Source organism: Extibacter sp. GGCC_0201 (assembly GCF_017566055.1).
Lineage (GTDB): Bacteria > Bacillota > Clostridia > Lachnospirales > Lachnospiraceae > Extibacter.
In genome coordinates this window covers 134,007-147,728 of sequence record NZ_JABFCH010000005.1, presented here as the reverse complement: position 1 = coordinate 147,728, position 13,722 = coordinate 134,007, and the positions used below count along the sequence as shown (strand labels likewise).

The following is a 13,722-nucleotide window of genomic DNA, read 5'->3' as shown; positions in this document are numbered from 1 at the left end:
TTACATGTGAATGTCCATCGTTACCGTAGTTCCGACTCCCAGTTCAGAGTCAATCTGCATGCAGTCGGTATACTTTTCCATGTTGGGAAGCCCCATGCCCGCGCCGAAACCGAGGGCGCGCACTTCTTCCGGCGCTGTGGAGTATCCTTTCTGCATTGCCTTTTCAACATCCGCGATTCCGGGTCCTTTATCCGCCAGGACGATACGGATATTGTCCTGGGATATGTCGACGGTTATCTCTCCGCCGCCGGCGTGGATAACCATATTAATCTCGCCTTCGTACATGGCGATGGCTGTCCTGCGGATGACGTTATTGTCTGCTCCTATCATCTTGAGCTTGTTCTTTAAATCGCTGCTTGCTTCCCCGGCCCTTGTGAAGTCGTCACCGGATATTATGTAGTGGAAAGTCAGGTTGTCGCCCATGTGTTATGCACCTCCAAGTAGTCCGTTGCTGTATAATAAGCCGCAGGTCGTAAACATGCCCCGTGATGTGGCAAGTATAACGATGCCCCTCTCCTCGGCCAGCCTCAGCATGTTCGGGTCCGGATACTTGCCCCGGACAAATACGATACAGAGAATGTCGAGCATCTCCGCCGTCCTGATTACCTGCGGATTGCACAGGCTCGTGAGCAGGAGAGACTGCTCCTCTGCGTACGCCAGGACATCGCTCATCATATCGGATGAAAAAGCGTAGCTGACGTCTTCGTCCAGATACCCTTCCCCGCACAAAACATCTGCTTCCAGTAAGGATTTTATCTTCCTGATTGTCATATCTTCCTCCTGTACACTTCTTATTTTAATATGAATATAGTATAACATTGAGAAAATGGGAAATCAACATGTATTGTGAAAAACAACTAAAAAACAGGTCTGTAATTTGTGTATTTTTTAACAGGACGTTAGAGGAATAACAAACAAGAATGGTTTTCATTTAACAAAATACACAATAAAAAGGTGTAGATTTTTGTATTTTTGTATGTTAGAATGAAATGGTAATTCAACGTAATAGTCACATGACTAAATAAGACAGTAAAGGGAGGTAAAAAAATGCTTTCTAAGAAAACAACAGTTCAGTTCACCGGAACAGAGGAACAAGAAAAAGAACTGTTAGGAGTAATCAATGAATTGAAAGATGAAAAAGGCGCCCTGATGCCTATACTGCAAAGAGCCCAGGATATCTATGGCTATCTGCCCATCGAGGTTCAGAAGATTATTTCTAATGAGACGGGAATTCCGCTTGAAAAGATATACGGAGTTACCACATTCTATTCCCAGTTCAACTTAAGCCCGAAGGGCAGATACCGCATATCGGTCTGTCTTGGTACGGCCTGCTATGTCAAAGGTTCCGGGGACATCTACAACAAACTCATGGAGAAGCTTGGCATCGTCGGCGGCGAATGCACGCCTGACGGCAAGTTTTCACTGGATGCCTGCCGCTGTGTAGGTGCCTGTGGACTGGCGCCGGTCATGATGATCAATGATGAGGTGTATGGAAGGCTTACGGTAGACGATATCGACGATATTCTGGCTAAGTATGAATAGCCATGATGACGGAAATATCACTGAACGTTCTGGATGTGGCGGAGAATTCCATCCGCGCGGGAGCGGATTACATAACAATCGAAGTGCTCATCAGCACGGAGGCAAATACGCTGACGGTGGTAATTGATGACAATGGATGCGGTATGGATGAAGAGCAGGTGAAGCGTGTTACAGACCCGTTCTATACGACAAGGACTACCCGGAAGGTAGGGCTTGGCATCCCATTTTTCAAGCAGGCTGCTGAGAGCACGGGCGGAAGGTTTGGCATTACATCCGGAAAAGGAATTGGCACAAGAGTAGAAGCAGTTTTTGGATTATCCCATATAGACAGAATGCCGTTAGGTGATATTAATACGACAATGCATACGCTCATCGTATTCAATGAGCCTGTCGACTTTCATTATAGATATGCTTATGACGAGAAGGAATTTGTGCTGGATACGAAAGAAATGAAAGAGATATTAGGCGGCGTGTCCTTTAAGGATGCGGAAGTGTCCGGATTCATCAAGGAGTATCTGGATGCGAACAAAGAAGAAACAGACGATGGTAAATCAGTTTAAATAGCAGGAATGGAGGATGCATATGAAGTCTCTGGAAGAACTGAAGGCAATAAGAGAGAAGAATGAAAGCAAAGTCGGCGTACGGTCTGAGAGTGCATCACAGACGAGAGTGGTTGTCGGCATGGCAACATGCGGGATTGCCAGCGGGGCAAGACCTGTCCTCACCGCACTTTCCAATGCGGTCCAGGAGGAGCACCTGGCTGAAAAGATCAGCGTGACACCTACCGGATGTATCGGGCTGTGCCAGTATGAGCCGATTGTAGAAGTATTGGAACCAGGCAAAGAAAAAGTGACGTATGTAAAGATGACACCTGAAAAGGCAATGGAAGTATTCAGACTCCATCTGAAAGAAGGCCAGGTAGTCGCGAAATATACATTAGGCGCTGTACAAAAATAGAAAAGGGAGGTATACGAATTATGTATCGTTCACACGTATTGGTTTGTGGTGGAACCGGATGTACTTCCTCAGGCAGCCAGAAGATCAGGGAAAGGCTGGAAGCGGAAATCAAAAGGAACGGGCTGGAAGAAGAAGTCGGCGTAGTGAAGACCGGATGTTTCGGACTATGCGCCCTCGGCCCGATTATGATTGTCTATCCGGAAGGTTCTTTCTATGCGATGGTCAAAGAAGAAGATATCCCGGAAATCGTATCAGAACATCTGTTAAAAGGAAGGGTTGTTACCCGGCTTCTCTATGATGAGACAGTAAAGAACGAAGAGATCCTGCCATTGCAGGAGACGAACTTCTATAAGAAGCAGCACAGGGTTGCGCTGCGTAACTGCGGTGTCATCAATCCTGAGAATATAGAAGAATACATAGGAACACGCGGATATGAGGCACTGGGCACCGTGCTTACAAGCATGAAGCCGGAAGAAGTCATCCAGATTATCTTGGACAGCGGCCTTCGCGGGCGTGGCGGAGCCGGTTTCCCGACAGGTCTGAAGTGGAAGTTCGCGGCCGCCAATGCGGCTGACCAGAAATATGTCTGCTGTAATGCCGACGAAGGTGACCCGGGAGCGTTCATGGACCGTTCCGTACTGGAAGGCGACCCTCACGTCGTACTGGAGGCGATGGCTATCGCCGGATATGCGATTGGCGCTTCACAGGGCTATATCTATGTGCGTGCAGAATATCCGATTGCCGTTGAGCGTCTGAATATCGCTATTAACCAGGCAAGAGAATACGGCCTGTTAGGCAAGAATATTTTTGATACGGGATTTGATTTTGATATTGATATCAGGCTTGGAGCCGGAGCTTTCGTCTGTGGCGAGGAGACGGCACTCATGACTTCCATCGAAGGAAACAGAGGCGAACCGCGTCCGCGTCCGCCGTTCCCGGCACTTAAGGGCCTGTTCCAGAAGCCTACGATTCTGAACAACGTCGAGACGCTGGCCAACATACCGCAGATCATCCTCAACGGAGCGGAATGGTTCTCTTCCATGGGAACAGAGAAGTCCAAGGGGACGAAGGTATTCGCCCTGGGCGGTAAAGTCAATAATACGGGCCTTGTAGAGATTCCGATGGGAACGACGCTTCGTGAAATCGTAGAAGAGATTGGCGGCGGCATCCCGAACGGTAAGAAGTTCAAGGCAGCACAGACAGGCGGGCCGTCCGGCGGATGTATCCCGGCAGAGCACTTTGATGTACCGATTGATTATGACAACCTTATCGCCATCGGTTCTATGATGGGATCCGGCGGGCTGATTGTCATGGATGAAGATAACTGTATGGTCGACATCGCCAAATTCTTCCTGGAATTTACGGTGGATGAGTCGTGTGGCAAATGTACCCCTTGCCGCGTAGGTACAAGACGTATGCTTGAGATACTGGAGAAGATTACGAACGGACAGGGAACGATGGATGACCTGGATAAGCTGGAAGAGCTGGCGGCCCATCTGAAATCCAACTCTCTTTGTGCTCTTGGACAGACGGCACCGAACCCGGTACTGTCAACGATGCGCTACTTCAGAGATGAATATGTGGCGCATATCGTAGACAAGAAGTGTCCGGCCGGTGTCTGTAAGGCGCTTCTCTCTTACAAGATTGACGCCGACAAGTGCAAAGGATGTACGTTATGTGCAAGAACATGCCCGAATGATGCAATCAGCGGAGCGGTCAAAGAACCGCACGTCATCAACCAGGATAAATGTGTCAAGTGTGGAGCATGTATGGAAAAATGCCGTTTCGGTGCTATTTACAAAGAGTAATGGAGGATGGAGAATATGGAAAATATTAATCTTAAAATTAATGGACTCGACGTATCCGCTCCTGCCGGTTCTACTATCCTTGAAGCGGCCCGGCTGGCAGGAATCAAGATTCCGACGCTGTGTTTCCTGAAGGAGATCAACGAAATCGGAGCCTGCCGGATGTGTATCGTAGAGGTAAAGGGAGCAAGAAACCTTGTTGCGGCGTGTGTACACCCGATCAATGAAGGGATGGAAGTATATACGAACACGCCTCAGCTCATTGCATCCAGAAGGAGGACGCTTCAGCTTCTGCTGTCCAACCATGACCAGCAGTGCCTGTCATGCGTACGAAGCGGTGACTGTGAGCTGCAGCAGCTGTGCAAGGAGTATGGCGTGGATGATGCCCACTATTACGAGGGTGAGACGACACACTATGAACTGGATGAAACTGCGGCCCATATGGTACGTGACAATAATAAATGTATCCTTTGCCGCCGCTGTGTTGCAACATGTGAGAAGACCCAGGGAATCGGTGTTATCGGCGCAAATAACCGTGGATTTGACACGATGATCGGCTCTGCCTTCGAGATGGGACTTGGAGATACGAGCTGCGTATCTTGCGGACAGTGTATCGCAGTCTGTCCTACCGGCGCGCTGTATGAGAAGGACTACACGCAGCAGATTCTGGATGCGATTGCCGACCCGGATAAATACGTGGTCGTGCAGACCGCTCCTTCTGTCCGCGCTGGACTTGGCGAAGAATTCGGCTACCCGATGGGGACGGATGTAGAAGGCAAGATGGCAGCAGCGTTAAGGAGAGTCGGTTTTGACAAGGTATTTGATACGGACTGGGCAGCCGACCTTACGATTATGGAAGAAGCCACGGAGCTTCTAGACAGGGTCAAGAACGGCGGAGTGCTGCCGCTTATCACCTCCTGTTCACCGGGATGGATCAAGTATTGCGAGCATTACTTCCCAGATATGACAGAACATCTGTCAAGCTGTAAGTCGCCGCAGCAGATGTTCGGCGCCATGCTGAAGACATACTTTGCTGAAAAAGAAGGCATCGATCCGAAGAAGATCGTATCTGTCAGCGTGATGCCATGTACGGCCAAGAAGTTCGAAATCGGGCGTGATGACCAGGATGCTGCCGGAGTTCCGGATGTGGATATCGCCATCACGACAAGGGAGCTGGCAAGGCTGATCAAACGCAGCGGCATTGAATTTACGATGCTGCCGGATGAGAAGTTCGACGACCCGATGGGAGAATCCACAGGTGCAGCCGTCATCTTCGGCGCTACCGGCGGTGTTATGGAAGCTGCGCTTCGTACGGCGGTTGAAGTCCTCACAGGCGAAGAGCTTGCGAACCTGGACTTCACGGATGTCCGTGGCACGGAAGGTGTAAAAGAGGCATCTTACAACGTGGCAGGCATGGATGTGAAAGTAGCTGTCGCATCCGGACTTGGCAACGCCAGGACACTTCTCGACAAGGTGAAGTCAGGTGAAGCGGATTATCACTTTATTGAAATCATGGGATGTCCGGGCGGATGTGTAAACGGAGGCGGACAGCCACAGGTATCCGGCGATGTGCGTAACTTCACGGATGTAAGAGGAATCCGAGCAAGTGTATTGTATAACAACGACGCGGCCAAACCAATCCGCAAGTCACATGAGAATCCGGCCATCAAGAAGCTTTATGAGGAATATCTTGGTGAACCAGGAAGCCATAAGGCACATGAGACATTACATACAAGCTATGTAAAACGTTCCGTCAATTAGCGGATATAAAAGTTCAGATTACAGAGGATGCCCTGCAGGCCGTGAGAGGCCGGGGCATCCTTTTTTCCAGACGGAAAGCAGATATATATGTGGAGATATTGACAAAGGGTCCAGGTATTGTATAATTAAGACGTGTTAAAAAAATAACAATACAAACGGAGGTACATGACATGGCACAGATTATTGGAAGTCCAAGCAGATATATTCAGGGAAAAGGGGAGCTGAAAAACCTCTGCACATATGCGTCCAACTATGGAAGCAGGTTATTCATCCTCACGAGCGTATCCGGAAGGAAACGAGTAGAGCCGTCTATACAGGCTGGAATGGACGGCACAGGAGTGGAGACCGTGTATGAATCCTTTAATAGAGAGTGCAGCATGAACGAAATCAACCGCGTTATGGAGGCGGCGAAGGAGGCAGAGTGCGATATGATTGCCGGTGTCGGGGGCGGAAAGATACATGACACGGCCAAGGCGGTCGCGCATTATATGGATAAAGCGGTTATCATCGTGCCGACCATTGCGTCTACCGACGCGCCTTGCAGTGCACTCTCGGTCATTTATTCGGACGAAGGTGTGTTTGACAAGTATCTGTTCCTTCCGGCCAGCCCTAACGCAGTACTTGTAGATACGGAAGTGGTAAGCAAAGCACCCACCAGACTTCTCGTGGCCGGAATGGGAGATGCCCTTGCAACATACTTCGAGGCAAGAGCGTGCAGTCAGTCGTCTGCGGTAAACTGCGTAGGAGGCAGGAGTACGCTGGCAGCGATGGCACTCGCCAGACTCTGTTATGAGACGCTTCTGGAGAATGGAGTCAGTGCCGCGCTGGCAGTGACGGAAAATGTATGTACGAAAGCAGTGGAACATGTCATTGAAGCGAACACATACTTATCCGGAATTGGGTTTGAAAGCGGCGGTCTTGCCGGGGCCCATGCCATACATAACGGTCTGACTGCAATAGAGGAGACCCATGCCATGTACCACGGGGAGAAAGTGGCGTTCGGCACACTCGTACAGCTCGTGCTTGAGAATGCGGACTCCAGGGAGATAGAGGATGTAGTTGACTTCTGCAACGCGGTCGGACTGCCGACGACGCTTGCACAGCTCGGAATCAAAGAAGTAAAGGCAGAGCAGATTATGGAAGTGGCAGAACTTGCCGCCGCAGAAGGAGACACACTCGGCAATATGCCATTTGCCGTGACGCCGGAAGATGTATATGCGGCAATTATGGCAGCCGATGCCATAGGCAGAAATTACGCACAATAACAGAGGTGAATCTGATGGATTACAAATATATTTTATTTGACCTGGATGGAACGGTCACAGATCCGGGTATCGGTATTACAAATTCCGTCATGCACGCTTTGAAAAAATTCGGCATAATAGAAGACGACAGAAGAGTGCTGTACAAATTTATCGGGCCTCCGCTATCGGAATCATTTCAGCAATTCTACCAATTCTCCGAGGAAGACGCCCTCCTTGGAATCGAGTATTACCGCGAATATTTCACGGAGAGAGGAATATTTGAGAATGTAGTGTATGAAGGCATGGAAGAGTTGCTGGCTGCTTTGGTGGAGCGCGGAATGGAGCTGATTATAGCGACGTCGAAGCCGGAGGCATTTGCCAGGCAGATACTGGAGCACTTCCGCCTGGACAGGTATTTTGCTTTTATCGCCGGGGCAACGATGGATGAGAAAAGGGTAAAGAAAGCGGAAGTGATTGCGTATGCTCTCAATAGCCGCGGCATTCGTGATTTGTCCAGAGTGCTCATGATAGGGGACAGGAAACACGATGTCATCGGCGCACACAAGACAGGTGTCGATGTCATGGGCGTGTTATATGGATACGGGAGCCGTGAAGAGCTTGAAGAAGCTGGTGCGGATTATATTGCAGAAAATGTTGGAGACATTAAAAAGTTTCTGTCCTGAATTGAAAGAAAACAGTGAAAACCCCGTAAAACCGAGGACGCAAACGCTAGTTGCGGCAGAACTACGCAAACGCAACATGAAATTGCTGGAGGTTTACACCATGCAATCGTATGATAAATCCATAAAAACTGAAGGAGGAATTCAAAATGGGTTTTGCGGAGAATTTACAATTTATGAGGTGGAAAAAAGGATATACGCAGGAACAGATAGCAGAGCAGCTTCAAGTGTCGAGGCAGTCGGTATCAAAGTGGGAGTCGGGAGGGAGCTTTCCTGAGATGGATAAGCTGCTCCAGTTGAGCGAACTGTTCCAGTGCAGCATGGATGTGCTCGTGCAGGGGGATGCAAGAGCTTCATATGTGGAAGAACATGAGGAATACGATAAGCATATGAATGAATACAGCAGGGCAGTCACATCAGGGGTGGGGCTCCTGCTGTTCGGAACGGCGGTGTATGAACTGTTGTCAGGGGTATATGTGGCAGAAAAGTTCTGCGATATGCTCTTTATGTTTTTTGTCGTAGCTGCCGTGCTTATATTTGTCGTCCAAGGTATGAAGCACAGCGCATTCACGAAAAAATACCCGGTCGTAGGAAACGTTTATACGGACAAAGAAACGGATGCGTTTCAAAAGCGGTACATAACCATGTGTGCGGCTGGAATTGGGCTTCTCTTTTGCGGATTCATCTTTGAGCTTGGCATGGACGGCGTAGCCTTGCCGCCCCGGTTCAATGAGGAGGCCGTGCATGGCGTGTTCATGCTCATCGTCACGGCAGCGGCTTCATTGCTCGTGTATGCAGGTATGCAGAAAAAGAAGTACAGCGTAAATGACTATAATGATGAAAATGTGCCGGGCAAAGACAAGAAGCTGATAGGCAGGATCTGCGGTACCATCATGATGGCTGCCGCTATCGTATTTCTGCTTGGAGGGTTTCTTGCCAATGCATGGAACGTATCATGGGTCGCGTTTCCGGTCGGAGGAATCTTGTGCGGCATCGTGAGCACGCTGCTGGTGAGGGAGAGGAAGTAGCTGTCTTATATCTTTTGGAGGATGGCGGCATAACTCAGAGTGCGGATGCCAAACGGCAGAGTGACAAGGGGGACATTGATTTCAATGTTCCTTCTTTCTTTGCATACGTTTTTTATGATTCGGATGAGCAGAGCTTTGCTGACTGTCACATCTACAGCTATTTGATATCTGAAGCCTTCTGTTATCAATTATGCGTCGGATTCTATATTAAATCGGTATAATAGATACCTGCCTGTTCTTTGTCAGGAAATGTCGAAAAAGCGGGGAATGTTGAAAATGTGGTATTGAGCGGGAAAAGAAAATAAGGTACAATAAAAAAAGATGTAGAAAACAAAGTAAGGAGAAAACTGGTATGGAAAGAAGAGTTGGTACTGTATCAAGGGGAATCCGCTGTCCCATCATTCGGGAAGGGGACGACCTTGCACATATTATAGTAGAGAACGTTCTGGGCGCCGCGGAAAGCGAAGGCTTCGCCGTGCACGACAGAGACGTGGTCGCGGTTACAGAGTCTGTCGTTGCGAGAGCGCACGGCAACTACGCTTCTGTAGACGCAATTGCGCAGGATGTAGAAAATAAGCTTGGAGGCGGTACGGTAGGAGTCATCTTTCCGATACTGTCCAGGAACCGTTTTTCCATCTGTCTGAAAGGGATTGCCCGCGGGGCCAAAAAAATTGTGCTTATGCTCAGCTATCCAAGCGATGAGGTTGGTAATGAGCTCGTATCACTGGACCAGCTTGACAAGGCGGGTATCAATCCATATAGCGACGTACTTGATGTAAAGCGCTACAGGGAGCTGTTCGGAGAGAACATCCATCCCTTTACCGGGGTGGATTATGTCCGTTACTACAGTGACCTGATAAAGAGCGAAGGGGCGGAGGCCGAGGTTATATTTGCAAACCATCCAAAAGAGATTCTCGCATATACGAAGAAAGTATTGAACTGCGATATCCACAGCAGGGAGAGGACGAAGAGAATCCTGAAAGAAAATGGCGCGGAAGTTGTGTGCGGCATGGATGATATCCTGACGGCTCCGGTGGATGGAAGCGGTTGTAATGAAGATTATGGGCTGCTCGGATCCAATAAATCTACGGAAGAGGCGGTAAAGCTCTTTCCGAGGACGGGCAGATGTATGGAACTTGTTCTGGATATACAGAAGCAGATTCTTGATAAGACAGGAAAGCATGTAGAAGTCATGGTATATGGAGACGGGGCTTTCAAAGACCCTGTCGGAAAGATATGGGAGCTGGCAGATCCGTGCGTATCTGTCGCCAATACTGAGGGGCTGGAAGGGACACCGAACGAAGTGAAGCTCAAATATCTGGCGGACAATGATTTCAAGGATTTGTCCGGGCAGGCGCTGAAGGATGCCATATCAGAGCGGATTAAGGAGAAGAAGGAGGACCTGGTCGGAGACATGGCGGCACAGGGTACGACGCCGAGACGGCTGACGGACCTGATTGGCTCGCTGTGCGACCTGACAAGCGGTTCAGGAGATAAGGGGACACCGGTAATCCTCGTTCAGGGATATTTTGACAACTATACGTCATAGCCCCTGAAGGATATGAGGTTTTAGTACAAGAAAAGGTAGGGGAGAAGCCGGATGAAAAGATTAGCTGTCGTTCTATGCATACTGATGATGTGTCTGTCTCTTGCAGCCTGCGGTAAAGACTCCGAAGAAGGCGGAACGGGTACAACCGGACATAATTCCTCAGAGGGAAAAGGGAATGATTCTGAGGTAGAAGTAAAAGAGGAAAAGGAAACAGAAGATAAAGATGCAAAAGCCGAAAAAGCCGACAATTCTGTCATATCCGGAACGTCCTGGACAGCGCGTGACGGTTCTTGGATGACATTTGCTGATGAGGAGAATTACGCATGGTATCAGGACAGGACTGTCACGGATGATAATTATTACGCCGGTACATATGAATTCTATATAGGAGAAGGCGCCCTGAAGTATCTGACCGTAGATCTGAAAGATTACGGCGTCACGGAGGCGGAGATGCAGCGCGTATTTGACAGCAATGAAGAGTATTCTCTGGATAATCTGGTATGCATGACGGCGAGGAACCGTTCTTTTATGCTGGACGGTGCGGAGCAGCTTAAAGAGGAGAAGGAAATATCTTATTATGGGTTCATGCTCCAGGATGGCGGCTACCTGGATATCGCCAATATGACGACAGGAACCTATTATGGTTTTACAAAAGAATAGAAAGCAAAAGGCTACAATAATGATGAATGTGAGAGAAGGAGACATAAGATGAGACAGGATATGATTGTGATTCTGGATATGGGAAGTACGGAGAATACCGTGCTGGCGCGGGCAATCCGAGACCTTGGCGTGTACAGCGAGATTCATCCGCATGACATTACGATGGAGGAGCTTGCCAGGCTTGAGAATGTGAAAGGTATCATATTGAACGGTGGCGAGAACCGTATCGTAGACGGACAGCCGGTGGAAGTAAGGCCGGAACTGTATCACTGCGGCTGCCCGGTGATGGCGGCAGACCATCCGACTGCGAAGTGTGAACAGAAGCTCGACGCGCTGCCGGACGAAGAGACGTTGAAAGAATTTGTCTTTGGAAAGTGCAAAGCAGAGGCGAACTGGAACATGAAGAACTTTATCGAAGACCAGGTTGAGCTGATCCGCCGCCAGGTCGGGGATAAGAAGGTTCTGCTCGCGCTGTCAGGCGGCGTCGATTCTTCCGTCGTGGCTGCGATGCTGCTGAAAGCTATCGGCAATCAGCTCACCTGTGTTCATGTAAACCACGGACTGATGCGCAAACATGAATCCGAAGACGTCGTGGAAGTGTTCAAGAACCAGCTTCATGCCAATCTCATATACGTAGACGCGACAGAAAGATTCCTCGGCAAGCTGGACGGCGTAGCCGACCCGGAGCAGAAGCGGAAAATCATAGGCGGTGAATTTATCCGGGTCTTTGAAGAGGAGGCGAGGAAACTGGACGGCATCGAATTCCTCGGCCAGGGCACTATCTATCCCGATATCATCGAGAGCGGCACGAAGACTGCCAAGATGGTCAAATCACATCACAACGTAGGCGGACTGCCGGAGGACCTGCAGTTTGAACTTGTAGAGCCTCTGAAGCAGCTTTTCAAAGACGAAGTCCGTGCCTGCGGCATCGAGCTTGGCCTGCCTGCGGACATGGTATACCGTCAGCCGTTCCCCGGCCCCGGTCTTGGCGTTCGCTGTCTCGGCGCGATTACGAGGGACAGGCTGGAGGCAGTGCGGGAATCTGACGCTATTCTCCGTGAGGAATTTGCCGCAGCCGGCCTGGATGAAAAGGTATGGCAGTATTTTACCGTAGTGCCTGACTTCAAGTCTGTCGGCATGAAGAACCATGAGCGGAGCTTCGACTATATGGTAATCATCCGCGCCATCAATACGATAGACGCTATGACGGCTACAGTGGAGAAGGTGGACTGGGACGTGCTCGAGAAGATAACGGACAGGATACTGGCGGAAGTGGGGAATGTGAACAGGGTGTGCTATGATATGAGCCCGAAGCCGCCGGCGACGATAGAGTTCGAATAAGAAAAATGTTCGTAGAACCCGCATAAACAGGGCGTTTGAAGCGTTTTGTGACTCTATTTGATAACAAATTGATAACACTGGAAAAAATGCATTTACTCAAAAAATGCGTCAGTGGTTAGCAAGAGAAGATATTTTAAACCAACAAAAAAGGTCTTACCGAATTGAGTGAAATCAATTTGGTAAGACCTTTTTTGCGTTGGTAGGTTTATTCGCTGTCATTTTGTGTCTTGGCTTTCCGTTTGGCACGTAAGGCACCGAGGTTTTCCTTAGATTTTGCAGCGTCCATCTGAGGGTAGGTATAACGCCATTGGTCATATTCCTCTTTGGTAATCTCCCCGGCGTTCAGTTTAGCGGACTGCTCTTGCCATGACTGAAACATATCGAACATGGAAAGATAGGTAGTTCCCTTGCTTTTATCCAGCCGGAGGCAAGGCTCTCCGTCAATATTGTCGATGTGCAGACCATAGACGTCTTCTAAAGTAAAGAGTGTGTGCATGAGTCCCACATAGCTGTCAATATCAGGAACCGCCAGTGCCTTAGGCGATACCTCGAAGATTTCAGCCAGTGCGTTCAGATAATTTTCTTTTGGACTGCGGGAACCTTTTTCATATTGTGCGATACGGACATCCGCCTGTACATCGTTAAAGCCGAGCATTTTTCCCAGATACTTCTGCGTGAAGCCGTGTAGAAGCCGGAAGTGGTGGATTCTTTCTCCAATAGCCATAGCAACTCTCCTATCTGTTGATTTAAGCGCACAGCGAGCCGCATAGCTGACAACTTTCTGCGCAATGTTTGATTGATGGATTTAGTATAGCATAAATGTATAGAAACAATCAAGACAAACCCATACAAAAAAGTATAGAAATTTTATCACAACCACTTGAACAATACAGAAATGTATAGTAATATATAACTATACAAATATGTATAGTAAACAAAAAAGAAAGAGAGGGCATCTATGGAGAGAATGTTTATGCGGGTAGAGGAAGTCATGGCGGAGTTAGGTGTTTCGGAGTCGTATGCATACAAATTGATACGCAAATTAAATAAAGAACTTGCCAAAACAGGATGTGTCACCATAGCCGGACGCATTGACCGTAAATTCTTTTATGAACACTTTTACGGAACACAGCAATATGAAGGGAGGGATTAGAA

At 48.8% G+C, this 13,722-nt stretch carries 15 protein-coding genes; 12 read left to right on the top strand and 3 right to left on the bottom strand.

Annotated features, from left to right (window positions below; all coding sequences use genetic code 11):
- Both HJV72_RS05210 and HJV72_RS05205 read right to left on the bottom strand, forming a co-directional pair.
- Entirely contained in the window at nucleotides 1-423 is a 423-nt protein-coding gene (locus tag HJV72_RS05210; protein ID WP_049727308.1) for an ATP-binding protein, read from the bottom strand.
- 3 nt (nucleotides 424-426) lie between these two features.
- The gene (locus HJV72_RS05205) at nucleotides 427-771 is read right to left on the bottom strand and encodes a DRTGG domain-containing protein (RefSeq protein WP_208069270.1); all 345 of its coding nucleotides are present in this window, start codon (nucleotides 769-771) and stop codon (nucleotides 427-429) included.
- A gap of 276 nt (nucleotides 772-1,047) precedes the next feature.
- Between HJV72_RS05205 and HJV72_RS05200 the strand changes: the two genes are divergently transcribed.
- The 11 genes from HJV72_RS05200 (at nucleotide 1,048) to guaA (ending at nucleotide 12,567) form a co-directional block, all read left to right on the top strand.
- A complete protein-coding gene (locus tag HJV72_RS05200) occupies nucleotides 1,048-1,542 on the top strand; it encodes an NADH-quinone oxidoreductase subunit NuoE family protein (RefSeq protein ID WP_006442449.1) in 495 nt (164 codons plus the stop codon).
- Between the two features lie 2 nt (nucleotides 1,543-1,544).
- Entirely contained in the window at nucleotides 1,545-2,102 is a 558-nt protein-coding gene (locus HJV72_RS05195; RefSeq protein ID WP_208069268.1) for a sensor histidine kinase, read from the top strand.
- 22 nt (nucleotides 2,103-2,124) lie between these two features.
- Nucleotides 2,125-2,499, top strand: coding sequence for a (2Fe-2S) ferredoxin domain-containing protein (locus tag HJV72_RS05190; RefSeq protein ID WP_049727311.1), 375 nt, complete (start codon nucleotides 2,125-2,127; stop codon nucleotides 2,497-2,499).
- A gap of 20 nt (nucleotides 2,500-2,519) precedes the next feature.
- Nucleotides 2,520-4,307: an NADH-quinone oxidoreductase subunit NuoF gene (gene nuoF / locus HJV72_RS05185; RefSeq protein ID WP_208069266.1), complete on the top strand. Its 1,788-nt coding sequence runs from the start codon at nucleotides 2,520-2,522 to the stop codon at nucleotides 4,305-4,307.
- A 15-nt stretch (nucleotides 4,308-4,322) separates the two neighbouring features.
- On the top strand, nucleotides 4,323-6,065 hold the full coding sequence (locus tag HJV72_RS05180; RefSeq protein ID WP_208069264.1) for an NADH-dependent [FeFe] hydrogenase, group A6: 1,743 nt from the start codon (nucleotides 4,323-4,325) through the stop codon (nucleotides 6,063-6,065).
- A 170-nt stretch (nucleotides 6,066-6,235) separates the two neighbouring features.
- Nucleotides 6,236-7,330: a glycerol dehydrogenase gene (locus HJV72_RS05175; protein WP_208069262.1), complete on the top strand. Its 1,095-nt coding sequence runs from the start codon at nucleotides 6,236-6,238 to the stop codon at nucleotides 7,328-7,330.
- A gap of 14 nt (nucleotides 7,331-7,344) precedes the next feature.
- Complete coding sequence (locus tag HJV72_RS05170; protein WP_208069260.1) at nucleotides 7,345-7,992, top strand: HAD family hydrolase; 648 nt, start codon at nucleotides 7,345-7,347, stop codon at nucleotides 7,990-7,992.
- A gap of 146 nt (nucleotides 7,993-8,138) precedes the next feature.
- Nucleotides 8,139-9,017: a helix-turn-helix domain-containing protein gene (locus HJV72_RS05165; RefSeq protein WP_256435905.1), complete on the top strand. Its 879-nt coding sequence runs from the start codon at nucleotides 8,139-8,141 to the stop codon at nucleotides 9,015-9,017.
- A gap of 352 nt (nucleotides 9,018-9,369) precedes the next feature.
- Nucleotides 9,370-10,566 carry a coenzyme F420-0:L-glutamate ligase gene (locus tag HJV72_RS05160; RefSeq protein WP_208069258.1) on the top strand — a complete coding sequence of 399 codons (1,197 nt, stop codon included), beginning with the start codon at nucleotides 9,370-9,372 and terminating at the stop codon, nucleotides 10,564-10,566.
- Nucleotides 10,567-10,617: 51 nt separating this feature from the next.
- Entirely contained in the window at nucleotides 10,618-11,226 is a 609-nt protein-coding gene (locus HJV72_RS05155; RefSeq protein ID WP_208069257.1) for a hypothetical protein, read from the top strand.
- A 48-nt stretch (nucleotides 11,227-11,274) separates the two neighbouring features.
- Entirely contained in the window at nucleotides 11,275-12,567 is a 1,293-nt protein-coding gene (gene guaA / locus HJV72_RS05150) for a glutamine-hydrolyzing GMP synthase (RefSeq protein ID WP_208069256.1), read from the top strand.
- 205 nt (nucleotides 12,568-12,772) lie between these two features.
- On the opposite strand, the gene HJV72_RS05145 is transcribed toward guaA, so the two are convergent.
- Nucleotides 12,773-13,291, bottom strand: a complete 519-nt coding sequence (locus HJV72_RS05145) for a helix-turn-helix domain-containing protein (protein WP_208069255.1) — start codon at nucleotides 13,289-13,291, stop codon at nucleotides 12,773-12,775.
- 234 nt (nucleotides 13,292-13,525) lie between these two features.
- On the opposite strand from HJV72_RS05145, the gene HJV72_RS05140 reads away from it, so the two are divergent.
- Nucleotides 13,526-13,720: a DNA-binding protein gene (locus tag HJV72_RS05140; RefSeq protein ID WP_208069254.1), complete on the top strand. Its 195-nt coding sequence runs from the start codon at nucleotides 13,526-13,528 to the stop codon at nucleotides 13,718-13,720.
- The last annotated feature ends 2 nt before the right edge of the window (nucleotides 13,721-13,722 follow it).

What these genes read in the sequence shown, in the direction of transcription:
- HJV72_RS05210 (WP_049727308.1), bottom strand. Translation starts at nt 423, where the DNA reads ATGGGCGACAACCTGACTTTCCACTACATAATATCCGGTGACGACTTC.
- HJV72_RS05205 (WP_208069270.1), bottom strand. Translation starts at nt 771, where the DNA reads ATGACAATCAGGAAGATAAAATCCTTACTGGAAGCAGATGTTTTGTGC.
- HJV72_RS05200 (WP_006442449.1), top strand. Translation starts at nt 1,048, where the DNA reads ATGCTTTCTAAGAAAACAACAGTTCAGTTCACCGGAACAGAGGAACAA.
- HJV72_RS05195 (WP_208069268.1), top strand. Translation starts at nt 1,545, where the DNA reads ATGATGACGGAAATATCACTGAACGTTCTGGATGTGGCGGAGAATTCC.
- HJV72_RS05190 (WP_049727311.1), top strand. Translation starts at nt 2,125, where the DNA reads ATGAAGTCTCTGGAAGAACTGAAGGCAATAAGAGAGAAGAATGAAAGC.
- nuoF (WP_208069266.1), top strand. Translation starts at nt 2,520, where the DNA reads ATGTATCGTTCACACGTATTGGTTTGTGGTGGAACCGGATGTACTTCC.
- HJV72_RS05180 (WP_208069264.1), top strand. Translation starts at nt 4,323, where the DNA reads ATGGAAAATATTAATCTTAAAATTAATGGACTCGACGTATCCGCTCCT.
- HJV72_RS05175 (WP_208069262.1), top strand. Translation starts at nt 6,236, where the DNA reads ATGGCACAGATTATTGGAAGTCCAAGCAGATATATTCAGGGAAAAGGG.
- HJV72_RS05170 (WP_208069260.1), top strand. Translation starts at nt 7,345, where the DNA reads ATGGATTACAAATATATTTTATTTGACCTGGATGGAACGGTCACAGAT.
- HJV72_RS05165 (WP_256435905.1), top strand. Translation starts at nt 8,139, where the DNA reads ATGGGTTTTGCGGAGAATTTACAATTTATGAGGTGGAAAAAAGGATAT.
- HJV72_RS05160 (WP_208069258.1), top strand. Translation starts at nt 9,370, where the DNA reads ATGGAAAGAAGAGTTGGTACTGTATCAAGGGGAATCCGCTGTCCCATC.
- HJV72_RS05155 (WP_208069257.1), top strand. Translation starts at nt 10,618, where the DNA reads ATGAAAAGATTAGCTGTCGTTCTATGCATACTGATGATGTGTCTGTCT.
- guaA (WP_208069256.1), top strand. Translation starts at nt 11,275, where the DNA reads ATGAGACAGGATATGATTGTGATTCTGGATATGGGAAGTACGGAGAAT.
- HJV72_RS05145 (WP_208069255.1), bottom strand. Translation starts at nt 13,291, where the DNA reads ATGGCTATTGGAGAAAGAATCCACCACTTCCGGCTTCTACACGGCTTC.
- HJV72_RS05140 (WP_208069254.1), top strand. Translation starts at nt 13,526, where the DNA reads ATGGAGAGAATGTTTATGCGGGTAGAGGAAGTCATGGCGGAGTTAGGT.